The sequence below is a fragment of the Pseudomonas sp. CFBP 13719 genome (genome assembly GCF_014842095.1).
Classification (GTDB): domain Bacteria; phylum Pseudomonadota; class Gammaproteobacteria; order Pseudomonadales; family Pseudomonadaceae; genus Aquipseudomonas.
This window is the reverse complement of record NZ_JACYVB010000001.1, coordinates 396,733-414,729: the sequence shown is the minus strand read 5'-3', so window position 1 is coordinate 414,729 and position 17,997 is coordinate 396,733. Positions and strand designations below refer to the sequence as shown.

General features: G+C 64.0%; 14 protein-coding genes. 9 read left to right on the top strand and 5 right to left on the bottom strand.

Going from position 1 to position 17,997, the window contains the following annotated elements:
* Window positions 1–99 precede the first annotated feature (99 nt).
* Both IFT57_RS02005 and IFT57_RS02000 read left to right on the top strand, forming a co-directional pair.
* Complete coding sequence (locus IFT57_RS02005; RefSeq protein WP_192150230.1) at window positions 100–2,136, top strand: NADPH-dependent 2,4-dienoyl-CoA reductase; 2,037 nt, start codon at window positions 100–102, stop codon at window positions 2,134–2,136.
* 48 nt (window positions 2,137–2,184) lie between these two features.
* The gene (locus IFT57_RS02000; RefSeq protein WP_192150228.1) at window positions 2,185–3,075 is read left to right on the top strand and encodes a 1-aminocyclopropane-1-carboxylate deaminase/D-cysteine desulfhydrase; all 891 of its coding nucleotides are present in this window, start codon (window positions 2,185–2,187) and stop codon (window positions 3,073–3,075) included.
* Between the two features lie 4 nt (window positions 3,076–3,079).
* Here IFT57_RS02000 and IFT57_RS01995 read toward each other — a convergent pair whose 3' ends face one another.
* Together IFT57_RS01995 and IFT57_RS01990 are read right to left on the bottom strand one after the other, a co-directional pair.
* Window positions 3,080–3,628: a cytochrome b gene (locus IFT57_RS01995; RefSeq protein ID WP_192150226.1), complete on the bottom strand. Its 549-nt coding sequence runs from the start codon at window positions 3,626–3,628 to the stop codon at window positions 3,080–3,082.
* Between the two features lie 71 nt (window positions 3,629–3,699).
* Window positions 3,700–4,647, bottom strand: coding sequence for a DUF1853 family protein (locus IFT57_RS01990; RefSeq protein WP_244657231.1), 948 nt, complete (start codon window positions 4,645–4,647; stop codon window positions 3,700–3,702).
* Window positions 4,648–4,815: 168 nt separating this feature from the next.
* Between IFT57_RS01990 and IFT57_RS01985 the strand changes: the two genes are divergently transcribed.
* The 7 genes from IFT57_RS01985 to IFT57_RS01955 all read left to right on the top strand — a co-directional run bounded on the left by IFT57_RS01985 (window position 4,816) and on the right by IFT57_RS01955 (window position 12,837).
* Window positions 4,816–5,709 carry an NAD(+) kinase gene (locus IFT57_RS01985; RefSeq protein ID WP_122479037.1) on the top strand — a complete coding sequence of 298 codons (894 nt, stop codon included), beginning with the start codon at window positions 4,816–4,818 and terminating at the stop codon, window positions 5,707–5,709.
* A complete protein-coding gene (locus IFT57_RS01980) occupies window positions 5,709–6,677 on the top strand; it encodes a metallophosphoesterase (protein WP_122713087.1) in 969 nt (322 codons plus the stop codon). Before IFT57_RS01985 ends, IFT57_RS01980 begins: the two co-directional genes overlap by 1 nt.
* Entirely contained in the window at window positions 6,677–7,549 is an 873-nt protein-coding gene (locus IFT57_RS01975) for a rhomboid family intramembrane serine protease (RefSeq protein WP_192150222.1), read from the top strand. Before IFT57_RS01980 ends, IFT57_RS01975 begins: the two co-directional genes overlap by 1 nt.
* Window positions 7,550–7,866: 317 nt before the next feature.
* Window positions 7,867–8,964 carry a carboxynorspermidine decarboxylase gene (locus IFT57_RS01970; protein WP_122479703.1) on the top strand — a complete coding sequence of 366 codons (1,098 nt, stop codon included), beginning with the start codon at window positions 7,867–7,869 and terminating at the stop codon, window positions 8,962–8,964.
* Between the two features lie 27 nt (window positions 8,965–8,991).
* Window positions 8,992–10,236 (top strand): saccharopine dehydrogenase family protein, encoded by a 1,245-nt coding sequence (locus IFT57_RS01965; protein WP_192150220.1) that lies wholly within the window; start codon window positions 8,992–8,994, stop codon window positions 10,234–10,236.
* Window positions 10,237–10,563: 327 nt separating this feature from the next.
* Complete coding sequence (locus tag IFT57_RS01960; RefSeq protein WP_199868678.1) at window positions 10,564–11,661, top strand: alpha/beta hydrolase; 1,098 nt, start codon at window positions 10,564–10,566, stop codon at window positions 11,659–11,661.
* Between the two features lie 48 nt (window positions 11,662–11,709).
* Complete coding sequence (locus IFT57_RS01955) at window positions 11,710–12,837, top strand: catalase family protein (RefSeq protein ID WP_192150218.1); 1,128 nt, start codon at window positions 11,710–11,712, stop codon at window positions 12,835–12,837.
* Window positions 12,838–12,853: 16 nt separating this feature from the next.
* Here the strand turns inward: IFT57_RS01955 and IFT57_RS01950 are convergent, their stop codons facing one another.
* The 3 genes from IFT57_RS01950 to ydiJ form a co-directional block, all read right to left on the bottom strand.
* Entirely contained in the window at window positions 12,854–14,023 is a 1,170-nt protein-coding gene (locus IFT57_RS01950) for a PAS domain-containing sensor histidine kinase (protein ID WP_192150216.1), read from the bottom strand.
* Window positions 14,020–14,835, bottom strand: a complete 816-nt coding sequence (locus IFT57_RS01945; protein ID WP_192150215.1) for an alpha/beta fold hydrolase — start codon at window positions 14,833–14,835, stop codon at window positions 14,020–14,022. The genes IFT57_RS01950 and IFT57_RS01945 overlap by 4 nt, the downstream gene beginning before the upstream one ends.
* Before the next feature lie 95 nt (window positions 14,836–14,930).
* Window positions 14,931–17,960, bottom strand: a complete 3,030-nt coding sequence (gene ydiJ, locus IFT57_RS01940; protein WP_192150213.1) for a D-2-hydroxyglutarate dehydrogenase YdiJ — start codon at window positions 17,958–17,960, stop codon at window positions 14,931–14,933.
* Window positions 17,961–17,997: the final 37 nt, after the last annotated feature.

The window sequence follows — 17,997 nt, the reverse complement described above, 5'->3', positions numbered from 1 at the left end:
TGAGGCGCGCGGCTCGGGTGTCTACTGTTTCACCCAACCTGTGACCGAGCCCGCCGCAAGAGGCTTGGCACTTTTCCGTGATCCGCCTGTGGAGTCCCCATGGCCGCTGCTTCCTATCCTCACCTGCTGTCCCCGCTGGACCTGGGCTTCACCACCTTGCGCAACCGCAGCTTGATGGGCTCCATGCACACGGGCCTCGAGGAAAAGCCCGGTGGCTTCGAGCGCATGGCGGCGTATTTCGCCGAGCGTGCGCGGGGTGGGGTCGGCCTCATCGTCACCGGCGGCATCGCCCCGAACGAAGAGGGCGGGGTGTATGCCGGGGCGGCAAAGCTGAGCACGCCCGAGGAAGCGCAGCGGCATGAAATCGTCACTCAGGCGGTGCACGCGGCGGGCGGCAAGATCTGCCTGCAGATACTGCATGCCGGTCGTTACGCCTACAGCCCCAGGCTGGTGGCGCCCAGCGCCATTCAGGCGCCGATCAACCCGTTCAAGCCTCTGGAACTGGACGAGGAGGGCATTCAGAAACAGATTGCAGACTTCGTCGGCTGTGCCCGGCTGGCCCAGTCGGCCGGCTACGACGGCGTTGAAATCATGGGGTCGGAGGGCTACTTCATCAACCAGTTCCTGGCGGCTCACAGCAACCAGCGCAGCGATCGCTGGGGCGGCAGCTATGCCAATCGCATGCGCCTGGCGGTGGAGATCGTTGGGCAGGTGCGGCAGGCGGTCGGGCGCGAGTTCATCATCATCTTTCGCCTGTCGATGCTCGATCTGATCGAAGGCGGCAGCATCTGGGAGGAAGTGGTCGAGCTGGCGCAAGCCATCGAGGCTGCTGGGGCCACCTTGATCAACACGGGCATCGGCTGGCACGAAGCGCGCATTCCGACCATCGCTACCAAAGTGCCACGTGCGGCGTTCAGCAAGGTCACCGCCAAGCTGCGCACGGCGGTGCGCCTGCCGCTGATCACCACCAATCGCATCAACACCCCGGAGGTGGCCGAGCGCATCCTCGCCGAGGGCGACGCGGACATGGTTTCGATGGCCCGGCCGTTTCTGGCCGACCCCGAATTCATCAACAAGGCCGCGGCCAATCGCGGCGACGAGATCAACACCTGCATTGCCTGCAATCAGGCCTGTCTGGATCACACCTTCGCCGGCAAATTGACCAGTTGCCTGGTCAATCCGCGGGCCTGCCATGAGACCGAGCTCAATTACCTGCCCGTGACTCAGGTGCGCAGGATTGCCGTGGTCGGCGCCGGGCCGGCCGGGCTGGCCGCAGCGACCGTGGCCGCCGAGCGCGGTCATGCAGTGACCCTGTTCGATTCCCGCGATGAAATCGGCGGTCAGTTCAACGTGGCCAAGCGCATTCCCGGCAAGGAAGAATTCAACGAAACCCTGCGTTATTTCGACCGTCGGCTGGCGCGCCTCGGCGTCGACGTGCGCCTGGGTGCGCGGGTCGATGTTGCCGCGCTGGTGAACGGCGGTTTCGACGAGATCGTACTGGCCACCGGGATTGCCCCGCGGCTGCCCGACATCCCGGGTATCGACCACCCCATGGTGCTCGGCTACCTCGACGTGCTGCTCGAGAGGCGGCCTGTGGGCCCGCGTGTGGCGGTGATCGGCGCCGGTGGCATCGGCTTCGACGTCAGCGAGTTCCTTGTGCATCAGGGGCCGTTCACCAGCCTCGATCGCGAGGCGTTCTGGAAGGAGTGGGGTATCGATCTGACACTGCAGGCCCGCGGCGGCGTGGCCGGTGTTGCCGCGCAGACCCATGCACCGGCGCGCGAGGTGTATCTGCTGCAGCGCAAGGCTGGCAAGGTGGGCGACGGCCTGGGCAAGACCACCGGCTGGATCCACCGCGCCGGTCTGAAGAAAAAGGGCGTGCGCATGGTCAACAGCGTCGAGTACCTAAAGATCGACGACGACGGCTTGCACGTTCGGGTCGCCGGGGGCGAGCCACGGGTGCTGCCAGTGGACAACGTGGTGATCTGCGCGGGGCAGGATCCGTTGCGCGAGCTGGAACAGGGGCTGCGCGAGGCCGGGCAGCGCGTGCACCTCATCGGCGGCGCCGACGTGGCTGCCGAACTGGACGCCAAGCGTGCGATCGATCAAGGCTCGCGCCTGGCGGCGGTGCTGTAGAATCGGCCGCTGCGTCGCCTTTTCTTTTCTTCGGCCGGTCAGGCATCCATGCTTCTCGATCTACCGCGTGCACCGCTGCAACCCTTGCGACTTTCCTGGCTCGGCGCGGCCGGCATAGAGGCTGCCGTGCTGCGCCTGGACCTCGTTGACCCGCTCATCAGCGGCAACAAGGCATTCAAGTTGCAACATCACCTGCTGGCCGCCCAGGCCAGTGGCTGCGGCGGCATCATCAGCCTGGGCGGTGCCCATTCCAATCACCTGCATGCCTTGGCCGCCGCCGGTAAGCGCCTGGGTCTGCATACGGTCGGGCTGCTGCGCGGCCATGCTCAGGTCACACCGACCGTGACCGACCTGCAACGATGGGGAATGCAGCTGCACTGGCTGGGTTACGAAGGCTATCGCCAGCGCCACCGGGACGATTTCTGGGCCCCCTGGCAGGCGCGCTACCCCGATCTGCTACCGGTACCCGAGGGCGGCGGTGGGCTGCTGGGGGCCAAGGGCTGCGCCGTCCTGCCCTTGCAGGTGCAGGCGCAGCTCGCAGACATGGGGTGGGACGATTTCGATGGCTGGTGGCTGGCCGTGGGTACCGGCACGACATTGGCCGGCCTGGTCCTCGCCGAAGCCGGCCGCCGCTGGGTGTACGGGGCGGTGGCGGTAGGGCCGAAGCATGGCGTGAACGAGCAGGTGAGTGCACTGTGTGGCGACCAGGGTCATAGCTTGATCGACGCCAGTCGTGGCGGCTTTGCCAGGATGGACAGCGAACTGCTGGCGTTCATGCACGCCTGCGAAGCCGAGTCGGGCATTGCGTTGGAGCCGGTGTACACGGCCAAGGCGCTGTGGGCCTTGCGCGATGCCTGTGCGGCAGGCTCGCTGCGGCCGGGCTGTCGTCTGGTGTTTGTGCACACCGGTGGTCTGCAGGGATGGCGCGCCGCCGCCTGAACGCTCAGTCGCGATGCGGCAGCATGCGTCGCAGGGTATTGTCACGACGCAGGTAATGGTGGGCCAGGCCCAGCACGCCGTGCAGGCCGATCAACCAATAGCCCCAGCCGGCAATGCTCATGTGCCATTCCTGCAAGCGTCCGCCAAGATCGCGGTCCTCGGCGATCAGGTGGGGCAGTTCGATGCCCCAGAACGATACGGACCTGTTCTGGGCGCTGAGGATCAGCCAGCCCAGCAGCGGCAGACCGATCATCAGTGCATAGAGTGCGGCGTGCATCAGGCCCGCCAGGCGCGTCTGCCACACCGGCAGCGGCGGAACGATGCGCGGCGTGACCCCCAGGCTGCGCACCAGCAGCCGCAGCCAGACCAGCAACCCCACGCTCAAGCCCAGCATGAAGTGGAACTGCACGATCAGCGCGCGTGCGCCACTGCCTCTGACGAACTGGCCACGCAGCTCGATGCAGGCATAGGTGGCGGCCAGCAGGACCAGCATCGACCAGTGCAGGGCAATGGACAGACTCCCATAGCGGGCGTGGGTGTTTCTCCAGTTCATCGGGCGACTACTCGAGCGGTTATGCACAGGGTATCGGGCCGGTGGTGAACATCTTTAGCGGGCACTGCGGTTCACACGCCCGGCAGGGCCGGCCAGGCGTCGGCGACCAGGAAAACCCGTTCGGCTTCCTGCCAGTCGCCGTGGTCGTCGCGGGTCAGACGCACGAGCATCTGTGCCGCGGCGAGCGGGTCCAGTTGCTGCATCCAGGCCTTGAGCTGGTCGGGTGCCCAGGCGTCCGCTGCGGCGAGGCGAGCCGGCGCCAGCCAGGCATCGCGCGGCAACGGCTGCCAGCGCCCGTCCGGGCGTTGCTCGACGAAAATCGGCCAATCGCGCTGATGCACCCAGCGTCCGCGCAGATGATCAGGGTGGGCATGCTCGGGTGCCTGGGCCTGGCCGGGCCAGGGGTAGAACAGGTAGCCGCCGAGCCACAGGTGCGCGTCGAACTGCTCGATGCCCAGCGCCAGAATGGCCTCGCGACCCTCGCTGGAGGTGGAGATGGGCAACTGGTGCTCGGTCAGGTGAGTCAGCTTGCGACCCAGCCGATCCTGGCTGTTGGGGCCCAGCCACTGGAAAGCATCGCGACCGTCGGCGGCCACTGGGCCCAGGTAAAGCTTGATCGCCAGTTCCAGATGATGCACGCCATCACGGTCGCGGATCACCATGTCGAGCTCGCCCAGGGTGTGCTTGTCACGGCGGATCGGCAGGTTGGCCGCCAGTGGCTCGATACCGGGAGCCTGCTGCAGGGCGAACTGCCAGAGGCGCTCGTAGTACAGGCCCAGGCGCCGGGTAGGGGCCTGCGCCAGCCAGTCGAGCAGCGGTTGGCTGGCGTTGTCCAGACCCTGCAGCCACGCCTGCAGGTGCTCGGGCTGTTCGGCCCAGGTGCTGCCTGCCAGTGGATGACGTTGCTGCCAGGGCGCCGTGTGCAGCAGGGGCGGGGCGAGGATCACCCAAGCCAGGTCGCGCACCTGGGGCTGGCGCAGGCGGCGCGGAAAGTCGGCGAGGGCGGCGAATGGATTCATTGGGACGATCCCGGTCAATGGCGCGGTGGTGGAAAGGGTTTTGTGCAGCAACGGCTTTACTCCATAATCCAGGTCCGTATTTGTGTCCGCAATCGACGGTTGCGCGACAGCGTTGTGGAATGTGCCTGGCGCATCCCGATAGCCAGACCAGACCCAAACAGGAGCCTCATGGAGCAATTTCGCAACATCGGTATCATTGGCCGCCTCGGCAGCTCGCAGGTGCTCGATACCATTCGCCGCCTCAAGCGCTTCCTGCTGGACAGGCACATGCATGTCATTCTCGAGGACACCATCGCCGAAGTGCTGCCGGGGCACAACCTGCAGACGTCATCGCGCAAGATGCTGGGCGAGGTCTGTGACCTGGTCATCGTGGTCGGCGGCGACGGCAGCCTGCTGGGCGCAGCGCGGGCTCTGGCGCGACACAATACGCCGGTGCTGGGCATCAACCGCGGCAGCCTGGGGTTTCTTACCGACATCCGCCCCGACGAGCTCGAGGTCAAGGTGGCCGAGGTACTCGATGGTCACTACCTGGTCGAAAACCGTTTTCTGCTCGAGGCCGAGGTTCGCCGCCATGGCGAGGCCATCGGCCAGGGCGACGCGCTCAACGATGTGGTGCTGCACCCCGGCAAGTCGACCCGCATGATCGAGTTCGAAATCTACATCGACGGCCAGTTCGTCTGCAGCCAGAAGGCCGACGGCCTGATCCTGGCCACGCCGACCGGCTCCACCGCCTACGCACTGTCGGCCGGCGGGCCGATCATGCATCCCAAGCTCGATGCCATCGTGATCGTACCCATGTACCCGCACACCCTGTCGGGTCGGCCGATCGTCGTCGATGGCAACAGCGAGATGAAAATCGTTGTCTCAAAGAACATGCAGATCTACCCGCAGGTTTCATGCGATGGCCAGAACCATTTCACCTGCGCCCCGGGCGACACCGTCACGGTGCGCAAGAAATCGCAGAAACTGCGCCTGATCCACCCCCTGGACCACAACTACTACGAAGTGTGCCGGACCAAACTCGGCTGGGGCAGCCGGCTCGGCAATACCGGAGGCGATTGATGCTTGACCCGGCGCGAAGTTATGACCTGATCGGCGATGTGCACGGCTGCGCGCATACCCTCGAACATCTGCTCGACCGGCTGGGCTATCACAAGCAGGGCGGCGTATGGCGGCATGCCTCGCGCCAGGCGCTGTTCCTTGGCGACATCATTGACCGCGGGCCGCGCATCCGCGAGGCGCTGCACATCGTCCACGACATGGTCGAGGCCGATCAGGCGCGCTGCATCATGGGTAATCACGAGTTCAATGCGTTGGGCTGGAGCACCCCGGCATTGCCCGGCAGCGGCAAGCAGTACGTGCGCGAGCACGTGCCGCGGCACGAGCGTCTGCTGCAGGCGACGCTGGACCAGTTCGCCCACCACCCCGGCGACTGGCACGATTTCCTCGGCTGGTTCTACGAGTTGCCGCTGTTCCTCGATGCCGAGCGCTTTCGCCTGGTGCACGCGTGCTGGGATGCCGGCCTGATCGAACCTTTGCGCCGCCAGCACCCGGATGGCTGCATCGACGCCCATTTTCTCCAGGCGTCGGCGGTCAAGGGCAGTTTTGCCTGCCAGGTCTTTGATCGACTGTTGCGCGGCACTGACATGCGCCTGCCCGACGGCCTGACCTTGACGGGCGCCGATGGCCTGAGCCGCGCGTTCTTTCGCACCAAGTTCTGGGAAGACGACCCGCAAACCTATGGCGACGTGGTATTCCAGCCCGATGCTTTGCCTGACGACGTGGCCTGCGCGCCCTTGAGTCAGGAACAGAAAAGCGCTCTGCTGCGTTACGGAGTCGATGAGCCGTTGCTGTTCGTCGGTCACTACTGGCGCAGCGGGCGACCGGCGGCGATACGCCCGAACCTGGCCTGCCTGGACTACAGCGCGGTGCTGTACGGCAAACTGGTGGCGTACCGCCTGGATCAGGAAACCCGCATCGATCCGCGCAAGTTCGCGTGGGTCGATGTCGAGCGCCCGGAGGCGTTTTGATGAGTGCCATTGCTGTATTGCGTCTGCCACTGAACGCCGACTTGAGTGGCTTCGTGGGTCTTCTGCGGCGTTTGAAGGTGCCCCATCGCGTCAGCGAGGAGCAGGGCAGTCAGGTGTTATGGGTACCCGACGAGCGTCTGGCGCAGGATGTTCGCGAGCTGTACCAGCGCTACCCCGAGGGCAGTGCCGAGGTCGATCCTGAATTGATGGCGCGGCATGCGCCGGTGCGCGGTCCGGGTTTCGCCCAGCAGCTCAAGGCAAGCCCTGCCACTGCCCTGGTGCTGCTGGCCTGTCTGGTGGTGGCGGGGTTGACGCTGCTGGGCGAGAACCTGGGCAACCTGCGCTGGCTGACCTTTCTCGATTTTCAGGTCAACGGTGAGTACATCTATTTCACGCCCCTGGCCGATACCTTGGCCAGTGGCCAGTGGTGGCGGCTGTTCAGCCCCATGCTGATTCATTTCGGCCTGCTGCATCTGGCGATGAACGCCTTGTGGTACTGGGAGCTTGGGCGACGCATCGAGGCGCTGCAGGGGCGGATCAATCTGATCGGTCTGACCCTGTCGTTCAGCCTGGTCTCCAACGTGGTCCAGTACCTGGTCAGCGGGCCCAGTCTGTTCGGCGGTTTGTCGGGCGTGCTGTATGGCTTGCTGGGGCACTGCTGGCTGTACCAGTGGCTGGCGCCGAACCCGATCTACCGCCTGCCGCGCGGCGTGCTGGTGATGATGCTGGTGTGGCTGGCGCTGTGCATGAGCGGGCTGGTCAGCGTGCTGGGCTTCGGCGAAATCGCCAATGGCGCGCACGTCGGTGGCCTGCTGATCGGCTGCGCGACCGGCCTGGTCGGCGGCTTTCTGGCCCGCCGCAAGATTCGCTGAACGCGAGCCGCGTTGGCGGTGGGTGCGGTATGCCTGATGTTCCGCGGTGTCCGATTCGCGGCCACAGACCGCTCCTACAGAGTATCAGCAAGGATGCACCGTCCCTGTAGCAGCGGCGCAAGCCGCGTCGGCGTTGGATGCAGTGTGCCTGATGCTCCGCGGTGAGGCCGGACGCGGCTTGCGCCGCTGCTACAAGGAAACGCAAGCCGCGTCGGCGGTGGGTGCGGTTGGAAATTGGTCGGCTGCTCTTTCGGTCCGGGGTAACTGCGGGCACAATGCGGGTCCTTTTTTTGGCTGGCCATGCCTGGGGCCTCGAAATGATCAATACGCCGTATTACCTCATCGACAAACAGAAGCTCTTGGGCAACCTGGAAAAGATCGCCTATGTGCGTGAACACTCCGGGGCCAAGGCGTTGCTGGCGCTCAAGTGCTTCGCCACCTGGTCGGTGTTCGACCTGATGGAGCAGTACATGGACGGCACCACGTCGTCGTCGCTCTACGAGCTCAAGCTGGGTCGGCAGAAGTTCGCCGGCGAAACCCACGCCTACAGCGTGGCCTGGGCCGACGACGAGATCGAGGAGATGCTCGCCAACTGCGACAAGATCATCTTCAACTCGATCGGCCAACTGCAGCGTTTCGCCCAGGCGTCCCAAGGCAAGACTCGCGGCCTGCGGGTCAACCCTCAGGTGAGCAGTTCCGACTACCTGCTGGCCGACCCCGCGCGTCCGTTCAGCCGTCTGGGCGAATGGGACCCGGCCAAGGTCGAGACCGTGATCGAGCAGATCTCCGGCTTCATGTTCCACAACAACTGCGAGAACGGTGATTTCGCCCTGTTCGACCAGATGCTGGGGACCATCGAAGAACGCTTCGGTCACCTGCTGCACAAGGTCGAGTGGGTCAGCCTCGGTGGCGGCATTCATTTCACCGGCGAAGGCTACGCACTGGACGAGTTCTGCGCCCGGCTCAAGGCCTTTTCGCAGAAGTACGGCGTGCAGGTGTACCTGGAGCCTGGCGAGGCGGCGATCACCAACAGCGCCTCGCTGGAAGTCACTGTGCTCGACACCCTCTACAACGGCAAGCACCTCGCCGTGGTCGACAGCTCGATCGAAGCGCACATGCTCGACCTGCTGATCTACCGGCTCAATGCGAAGCTTGCGCCCAGCAGCGGCGAGCACACCTACATGGTGTGCGGAAAATCCTGCCTGGCCGGGGATATTTTCGGCGAATACCCCTTCGAGCGTCCGTTGGCCATCGGCGATCGCCTGTCGTTCGTCGATGCGGCGGGCTACACCATGGTCAAGAAGAACTGGTTCAACGGCTTGAAGATGCCGTCCATCGTAGTGAAACAACTCGACGGTACAGTCGAGGTGGTTCGTGAGTTTGGTTTCGAAGACTACCTGTCCAGCCTTTCGTAAGCGGACAGCCGAGGAGAAGTGAATAAATTGAAGAAGAACGTTCTTATCATTGGTGCAGGAGGTGTTGCCAAGGTGGTGGCCCACAAGTGCGCGCAGCACAACGATGAACTTGGTCGTATTGCCATCGCGTCGCGCAACATCTCCAAATGCCAGGCCATCACCGACAGCGTCAAGGCCAAGGGCAGCCTCAAGCAGCCCGCCGACATCAAGGCTTTCGCGCTCGATGCGCTGGATGTTGAGGCGACCAAGGCGCTCATCGTGGAAACCGAATCGCAGATCGTCATCAACGTCGGTTCCGCCTTTCTGAACATGTCGGTACTGCGTGCCTGCATCGACACCGGCGTGGCCTACCTGGACACCGCCATCCACGAAGAACCGGGCAAGGTCTGCGAAACGCCGCCCTGGTATGGCAACTACGAGTGGAAACACCTGGAAGAGTGCCAGCAGAAAAACGTGACGGCCATTCTGGGTGTGGGCTTCGATCCGGGTGTGGTCAATGCCTATGCTGCGCTGGCGCAGCAACAGCATTTCGATCGTATCGATTCGATCGACATACTGGACGTCAATGCCGGATCCCACGGCAAATATTTCGCCACCAATTTCGATCCGGAGATCAATTTCCGCGAGTTCACCGGGCAGGTCTGGAGCTGGCAGAACAGCCAGTGGACCAGCAACACCATGTTCGAAGTCAAGCGCACCGATGACCTGCCGGTGGTGGGTTCGCAGAACCTGTACCTGACCGGGCATGACGAAGTGCATTCGCTGTCGAAGAATCTCGATGTGCCCAACGTGCGCTTCTGGATGAGCTTCGGTGAGCATTACATCAATGTGTTCACAGTGCTGAAGAATCTCGGCCTGCTGTCCGAGCAGCCGGTGACGACTGCCGAAGGCCTGCAGGTGGTACCGCTCAAGGTGGTCAAGGCAGTCCTGCCGGATCCGTCGTCGCTGGCACCGGGCTATACGGGCAAGACCTGCATTGGCGATCTGGTCAAGGGCACTCGCAACGGCCAGCCGCACGAAATGTTCATCTACAACGTGGCGGATCACGAAGACGCCTACGCCGAAACCGACAGCCAGGGTATTTCCTACACCGCGGGTGTGCCGCCCGTGGCTGCTGCCCTGTTGGTCGCCCGCGGCGAATGGGACGTGCAGCGCATGGCCAACGTCGAAGAGCTGCCGGCCGAGCCGTTCCTCAGGGCGCTCGACGCCATGGGCCTGCCGACGCGCATCAAGGACGCCTCCGGCGATCGTGCCTGGGATGCCAGTGCGTAATCCGCTGTAAATGCTGTTGTAGGAGCGGTCTGTGGCCGCGAAAAGGGCCCCGCGGATTGTCTGGTGCACCGCGGTGTCTGGTTCGCGGCCACTGGCCGCTCCTACAGGAAGCTGCGGATTGTCTGGTGCACCGCGGTGTCTGGTTCGCGGCCACTGGCCGCTCCTACGGGAAGCTGCGTAGAGTGATCCCTGTAGCATATCAACAGGGGTCGCGGTATTTAGTGGATTAACCGTTCGTCTGGCGCGAGTCGGGAATTTTGGAACATCAAGTTGCTATCAGTGGCCTGATATTTTGTAACGTTCCCACTCTCGTGCGAGGCAATAACAATGATCAAGACTGACCGCAAATGGATGGTGGCGCTGTGCGCCGCCGGCGTGGCAATGGCGTTGAGCGGTTGCGCTCGCGATCCGGAAAAACGCTCGGTTTCCGAACTCGCCGTAAGCGGCACCAAAAGCATGTTCCGCACCGATTCGGACATGCAGACCGTTCTGAACAAATTCGCCAGCTTCGATGCCAAGGCCGTGGAGAAGATCACGGCAGTCGAGGCACGGCAGCAACCCACCATCGCCGACGCCGTGAAAGGCGTGCTCGCCGATGAGAAACGCGACAGCGCCCCGACTGCACTGGTCCCCGGTGTCACCACTCGTGACATCACCGTGCCTGGCGCCGCAGGCTCGTTGCCAGCAACTGTCTACACGCCTGAAGGCACCGGCCCGTTCCCGGTGGTCCTGTATTTCCACGGCGGTGGTTGGGTATTTGCCGATCGCAAGGTGTATGACGGCGGCGCTCGCGGGATCTCCAAGCAAGCCAATGCCGTGGTCGTCTCCGTGGACTACCGCCGCGCGCCCGAAAACAAGTTTCCTGCAGCTCACGAAGATGCTCTGGCGGCCTATCGCTGGTTGAGCAAGAACGCCGCTTCGCTCAACGGTGACGCGAAGCGCCTGGCACTGGCCGGTGAAAGCGCTGGCGGCAACCTCGCCGTGGCAACCGCCGTGGCCGCACACAAGGCCGGGTTGACCGCGCCCAAGCACGTACTGTCGGTCTATCCGGTCGCTCAGTCCAACACCGAAACCGAGTCCTATCGCAAATACGCCGACGCCATGCCCCTCAACCGCCCGATGATGCTGTGGTTCATCGACAACGTGACCAAAGGTCCGGCCGACGCCAAGGATCCACGTATCGACCTGGTGCATGCCGACCTCAAGGGCCTGCCACCGGTCACCGTGATCAACGCCGAAATCGACCCACTGCGTGACGATGGTGCCCAGCTGGAACAGGCGCTGCGTACTGCAGGCGTCAGCGTCGAGCGCAAGGTCTATCCAGGCGTGACCCACGAATTCTTCGGCACCGCAGCCGTGGTGAAAAAAGCCGAAGAAGCGCAGGCCTATGCCGGTGAGCGTCTGAAAGCCGACCTGGCCAAATAACAAGAACATCCACCGTGATAAAGACCTGAACCGAGCCGAGGTGTGCACATGAGCCATTCTTCAGACACTCAATATCCAGACAGTCAATTGCCAGACAATCGACTGACCGTCACTCCACTGGTGTTTCAGCCCTCATTCGAGCAGGTGCCCGACGACGAGGAAGACACCAGCCGAGAGCTGACAGAAGTGATGCGCGGCATTCTGGACACGACGTTCGAAGATGGCGGCCACGCGCTGCGTGGCGTGCATGCCAAGGCTCATGGGTTGGTACGCGGGCACGTCACGGTGCTCGATGGCCTTCCTGCGCCGTTGGCGCAGGGGGCTTTTGCCACCCCTGGAAGGTTGCCTGTGGTAATGCGCTTTTCTACCAATCCCGGTGATCTGCTGGACGACAAGGTTTCGACCCCACGGGGCCTTGGCTTGAAGATCGTCGGGGTACAGGGTGCTCGCTTGCCGGGCAGTGAGGGGGACGTCACCCAGGATTTCGTCATGCAGAACGCCAAGGCGTTCACGGCAGCCACGCCCAAGGCGTTCCTGAAGAATCTCAAGCTGCTGGCCAAGACCACCGACAAAGGTCCGGGCCTGAAGAAAGCCTTTTCGGCGCTTCTGCGCGGTGTGGAGTCGGTGATCGAAACCATGGGCGGCGAGAGCGGCACGCTGAAGAGCATGGGTGGGCATCCGCTGACCCATGTGCTCGGTGAAACCTTCTACAGTGTGGTGCCGTTTCTGTATGGCGAGCATTACGCCAAGCTGGCGGTGGTGCCGGTAGCACCGACGCTGACCGAGTTGACGGATCAACCTGTCGACCTGGACGATAAACCGGACGGCCTGCGTGAAGCGGTCAGTCACTATTTTGCAAGCCATGGGGGTACGTGGGAAGTGCGTATCCAACTGGCCACCGATCTCGACGAAATGCCGATCGAGGACGCTTCGAAAGTCTGGTCCGAAGAACTGAGCCCCTACGTCACTGTGGCGCGTATCGAAGTGCCGGCGCAGGCGGCCTGGAGCGAAGACTCTATTCAGACCATCAACGAGCAGATGTCATTCAGCCCTTGGCACGGTCTGGCTGCGCACCGTCCTCTGGGTGGCGTCATGCGCGTGCGCAAGCCGACCTATGAAATGTCCGCAGGCTTTCGCGCCCTGCACAACGGCTGCCCGATTCACGAGCCGCGCTGAACCCGCTGGCCGGGGGTCAGTGCCCGGCCGACGCGTAGGCTGGAAACCGGGTGGTGAAGGTGGTGCCGGCTTGAGCGCTGGACACTACCTCAACGATACCGCCATGGGCCTTGGCAATCTCGCTGACGATGAACAGGCCAAGGCCCACGCTGCGTACTTCGCGGCCTGCCTCCGAGCCCCGTGTCATGGGCGAGAAGATCGAGCTCAACTGGGCTTCGTCGATCGCTTTGCCCTGATTGTGCACGGTGATTTCGACCGCGCCCTGGGCGGCCGCGACCCGCACCTCGATCGGACTGGTGCCATCGCCATAGGTCATGGCGTTGGACACCAGATTGCCCAGCAACTGTGCCAGACGGTCTGCATCGGCCTGGCAGAACAACGCCTCGTCGCTGGCGCTGAAGACGATCGTCCGTTGCGGGTAGAGCAGGCGCAGTGAATCCACGGCGGCCGCAATGGCGCGGTCCAGCTGCACCGGTGCACGGCTGACGGCCAGGCCCTGGCCGATGCGAGCCTGGGTGAAGTCCAGAAGATCGTTGATCAGCCGCTGCGAACGTGCGGTGGCATCGCTGATATGGCCGAGCATCGCGCTCTGGCGCTCGGACATGTCCAGCGAACGCAGATACTGTGCAGCCATGGACACCACTTGCAGCGGGTTGCGCAAGTCGTGGCTGACGATGCCGATCATCTGCTCGGCGAACAGGGCGCGGTCGACGGCCAGTTCACGTTGCCGATTGAGTTCGTGCTCGAGCGCGACATGACGCTGCAGGGCGTCCTCGGCCTGTCGCTTGGCCTGCAGCAGTTCCTGTTCGAAACGGATTCGGTCGGCGACGATGAACGCCGATATCTCGTCGAATACACCGCCGCTGTGATCGCGGCGACTGGCGTTGAGTACCATCGGCGTGACCTTGCCGTCGGCCGTCAGGAAGTCCAGCTTGACCTCGGCAATCGAGCGCTGCATCACCAGCAACGGCATCCAGTGCGTCTGATAGAAGATGCGGCCGCCTACGGTCAGCAACTCCTGCAACTTGCGCACTCCGATCAATTGTTCGCAGGTGTAGCCCAGCCAGTGGCAGAAGGTCTGGTTGACTTTGAGGATAAGGCCCTTGTCGTTGGTCAGCAGAAGGGCGCATGGCGCTTGCTGATAGAGCGCCTCGGCATCGGGGATGCCTGGGGGCTCGGCGATCATGCCGGCAAGCGGCCGTAGGTCTGGGCCAGGAACGCCTCGATGGCGTCAATGCAGGCCACAGGCTGGCTCAGGTGCGGGCAGTGGCCCTCGTTCTCGATGACTACCATGCGGCAGTCCGCGATTGCTTCGGTCAGGTACTGGCCAACGGCTCTGGGCGCAATGAAGTCGTCCGAAGACTGGATCACCAGTACCGGCCCGCGGAGCTCGCGCACGTCAGTGCGGCTATCGGTGAGGAATGTGACGCGGGCAAAACGCTTGGCGATGTCCGGGTCGGTCTGGCAGAAACTGTTGGTCAGCTCGACGCCCAGTTCCGGGTGTTCGGGATTGCCCATGATGCTCGGCGCCATGGCGCTGGACCAGCCCAGGTAGTTGCTTTCGAGGGTCGCGAGCAGGGCGTCGATGTCGTCGCGGCTGAAGCCGCCGGGGTAGTCCGCATCGGTAATGTAGCAGGGCGACGGGCCGACCATGGCATGGGCGCCGATCAATCCGGGGCTGCGGTTGGCGGCCATGGCGCCGGCCATCGCGCCGACCGAATGGCCGATGAACACCACCGGACCCTCGCCGAACTCCTGGATGATCTCGACGATGTCGTCGGCGTAGCCCGCCAGTGTCGAGTACTTGTCGATGTCGTAGGCGCCGACATCCGAATTGCCGCAGCCGACCATGTCGAACAGCACGGTCCGGTAATGCTTGGCAAACGTCGGCTCGACCAGCCGCCACATGTTCTGGTCGCAGCCAAAACCGTGGGCGAACACCAGCGTCAACGGACCTTGGCCCTTGACCACCACATTGTTGCGAGCCTGAACCGACATCCGTGAAATTCCTGTTTGCGCAAGCGAGCATGCGGGGCCAATCGGACCGCTAGTCTACCGGAGCATAGCCACCAGCGTCAGGCTCGCCAGCGCTTTCACACGGTGTTTTTTCTCACGTGTTCGAGCAGTGCCTGCAGCGGATGACGGACCGTGTGGCCTTCTTCGCGCTTGACCTGGCTGCGGCAGGAGTAACCGTCGGCAAGCAGATTGCCAGCGTCGTGATAACGGGCCAGCAACGGCTGCCAGGATTGCCCATAGATGACCTTGGAGGTGGCGACATTGCGTGCCTCGTGGCCGTAGGTGCCGGACATGCCGCAGCAGCCACTCGCCAGCACCTGCAGGGTCGCGCCCAGGCGGCTGAACACCTGTTGCCAATGGGTGATGCTGCCGGGCTCGTTGGTCTTTTCGGTGCAGTGCGGCAACAGCTGGTAGACCCCGGCGGTGCCCGGCTGCTGGGTTTGTGGCAGCACCTGGGCCAGCCATTCCTGAGGCAACAGCACGGTAGGGGCGTGGTCCTGGCCCAGGGTCTTGGCGTACTCCTGGCGATACACCAGGGTCATGGCCGGGTCCAGGCCTACCAAGGCGATACCGCTTGCCTGGAGCTGGCGCAACGACTGCGCATTGTGCCGCGCGGCCTTGTCGAAGGCACCGAGAAATCCCTGTACCTGGAGCGGCTTGCCGTTGGCCGCGAAGGGCGCCAGGTAGATGTCGAAACCCAGTCGTGCGATCAGTTCGAGCCAGTCGGCCATGACCGGTGTGTCGAAGTAACGGGTGAAGGCATCCTGCACCAGGACCACGCTGCGCTGACGCTGCTCGGTGGTCAGCCGGGCGAGCTGCTCGGCGCTCGCCGGGCGTACGTTCCAGTCCCGGCAGTGGGCCTGGAAATCGACCAGGCTGAGCAACGGGCTGTCGACCATGCCGGCCACGTGCTGCAGCGCACGATGCACCGGCGTGAACGACATGACCGCGTTGTAGGCCCGTGGAAAGCGCGCCAGGTACGGAATGCTGAATTCCAGCGAGCCGATCAGGTAATCCTTCAGCGGGCGCAGGTAGCGGCCGTGATAGAGCTGCAGAAAACGCGAACGGAATTCCGGTACGTTGACCTTCACCGGGCACTGTCCTGCGCACGACTTGCAGGCCAGGCAACCGGCCATGGCGTCGTAGACCTCATGGGAAAAATCTTCGCGGCCCATGCGCCGGGCCAGGCTGTTGCGGGCGCGTTCGAACAGGCTGCCGCTGGCGGTGTGCAGTACGTTGGCGCCGTGCAGGCCCTGCAGGCGCAGCCATTCGCGAATCAGCGAGGCGCGTCCCTTGGGCGAATGAATGCGGTTGCGCGTGGCTTTCCATGACGGGCACATGGCGTCGTTCGGGTCGAAGTTGTAGCAGGCACCGTTGCCGTTGCAGTGCAGCGCACTGTCGTAGCTGCGCCAGACGCGCTCGTCGATGCGGCGATCCAGTTCGCCGCGCAGGGTGACCTCGTCGACTTGGGTAAGGCGTGCACTGGCAACGCTGGCCGGCGTAGCGATCTTGCCCGGATTGAGCTGGTTGAACGGGTCGAAGGCGGCCTTGAGCGCCTGCAGCGCCGGGTACAGCTCGCCGAAATACTCGGGTACGTATTGCGAGCGCAGGCCCTTGCCGTGCTCGCCCCAGAGCAAGCCGCCGTGGCGCTGCGTGAGGGCCGCGACCTGATCGGAGATGGGCCGGATCAGGGCCGCCTGGCGCGGGTCCTTCATGTCCAGGATCGGCCGCACGTGCAGCACCCCGGCATCGACATGGCCGAACATGCCGTATTGCAGGCCGTGACTGTCGAGCAAGGCGCGGAATTCGCCGATGTAGGCCGCCAGGTTGTGCGGGGGCACCGCGGTGTCCTCGACGAACGGCTGCGGCCGGGCCTCGCCCTGAACGTTGCCGAGCAAGCCGACCGCCCGCTTGCGCATGGCATACACGCGACCCACCGCCAGGGCGCCGACCGCCAGGGTGTGCCCCAGGCGCCGTACCGTGGTGTCCTGCTGCAGGTGGGCGATGAACTGCTCGACACGCTGCTCGACCACCTCCAGGTCGTCGCCGCTGAATTCCACCAGGTTGATGCCCAGGGTCGGCGCCTGTGCGTCAGTGGGGAAGTATTCGGCCACGCCATGCCAGACGATGTCGTTCATTGCCAGCAAGAGGACTTTGGAATCGACGGTTTCGATCGACAGTGGCTGGTGCGCCATCAACGCGTTGGCATCGTTCAGCGCATCCATGAAGCCGGCGTAGCGCACATTCACCAGAATCGAATGCTTGGGGATCGGCAGCACGTTCAACTTGGCCTCGACGATGAAGCCCAGCGAGCCTTCCGAACCGCACAGCACGCTGTTCAGGTTGAAGCGCCCGTCGGCCTCGCGCAGGTGGGCCAGGTCGTAGCCGGTCAGGCAGCGGTTGAGCTTGGGGAACACCGTGTCGATCAGCTCGGCCTGCTCGTCGGCGATCGTCGATGCGCAGCGATAGACTTCGGCGATCCGCCCGTCGCCATCCCGGCTGGCCTGCAATTGCGCGGCATCGAGGGTGTGGCTGTGCAGCCGCTCGCCACCCAGCAGCAGGGTGGTCAGTTCCAGCACGTGGTCGCGGGTCTTGCCGTAGGTGCAGCTGCCCTGGCCGCTGGCGTCGGTGTTGATCATGCCGCCAATGGTTGCGCGGTTAGAGGTCGACAGCTCGGGCGCGAAGAACAGACCGTGAGGCTTCAGGGCAGCGTTGAGCTGGTCCTTGACCACGCCGCTCTGCACCCGCACCCAGCGCTGCTCGACGTTGATCTCCAGCACCTGGTTCATGTGCCGGGAGAGGTCCACCACCAGGCCATCGGTCAGCGACTGGCCGTTGGTGCCGGTACCGCCGCCGCGCGGGGTCAGTACCACGCCGCGATGTTCCGGCTGGCTGGCCAGGCGCGCCAGCAACTGCACGTCGGCCTCATGCCGGGGAAACACTGCTGCCTGGGGCAGGCGCTGATAGATCGAGTTGTCGGTGGCCAGGACCGTGCGGGTGGCGTAATCGTCGACGATCTCGCCCTGGAAGCCTGCACCTTCGAGCTGACGCAGCAGTGCCTGGTAAGGCGCAAGGGGGGCTTTTTGGCGGGACAGTTCGGCGATCATGGCAGTCGGTATCCGGCGGGGTTAATAGTCTGCATGC

Bases quoted from the DNA above. Each gene is read 5' to 3' on its own strand.
- IFT57_RS02005 (WP_192150230.1), top strand. From the start codon at position 100: ATGGCCGCTGCTTCCTATCCTCACCTGCTGTCCCCGCTGGACCTGGGC.
- IFT57_RS02000 (WP_192150228.1), top strand. From the start codon at position 2,185: ATGCTTCTCGATCTACCGCGTGCACCGCTGCAACCCTTGCGACTTTCC.
- IFT57_RS01995 (WP_192150226.1), bottom strand. From the start codon at position 3,628: ATGAACTGGAGAAACACCCACGCCCGCTATGGGAGTCTGTCCATTGCC.
- IFT57_RS01990 (WP_244657231.1), bottom strand. From the start codon at position 4,647: ATGAATCCATTCGCCGCCCTCGCCGACTTTCCGCGCCGCCTGCGCCAG.
- IFT57_RS01985 (WP_122479037.1), top strand. From the start codon at position 4,816: ATGGAGCAATTTCGCAACATCGGTATCATTGGCCGCCTCGGCAGCTCG.
- IFT57_RS01980 (WP_122713087.1), top strand. From the start codon at position 5,709: ATGCTTGACCCGGCGCGAAGTTATGACCTGATCGGCGATGTGCACGGC.
- IFT57_RS01975 (WP_192150222.1), top strand. From the start codon at position 6,677: ATGAGTGCCATTGCTGTATTGCGTCTGCCACTGAACGCCGACTTGAGT.
- IFT57_RS01970 (WP_122479703.1), top strand. From the start codon at position 7,867: ATGATCAATACGCCGTATTACCTCATCGACAAACAGAAGCTCTTGGGC.
- IFT57_RS01960 (WP_199868678.1), top strand. From the start codon at position 10,564: ATGATCAAGACTGACCGCAAATGGATGGTGGCGCTGTGCGCCGCCGGC.
- IFT57_RS01955 (WP_192150218.1), top strand. From the start codon at position 11,710: ATGAGCCATTCTTCAGACACTCAATATCCAGACAGTCAATTGCCAGAC.
- IFT57_RS01950 (WP_192150216.1), bottom strand. From the start codon at position 14,023: ATGATCGCCGAGCCCCCAGGCATCCCCGATGCCGAGGCGCTCTATCAG.
- IFT57_RS01945 (WP_192150215.1), bottom strand. From the start codon at position 14,835: ATGTCGGTTCAGGCTCGCAACAATGTGGTGGTCAAGGGCCAAGGTCCG.
- ydiJ (WP_192150213.1), bottom strand. From the start codon at position 17,960: ATGATCGCCGAACTGTCCCGCCAAAAAGCCCCCCTTGCGCCTTACCAG.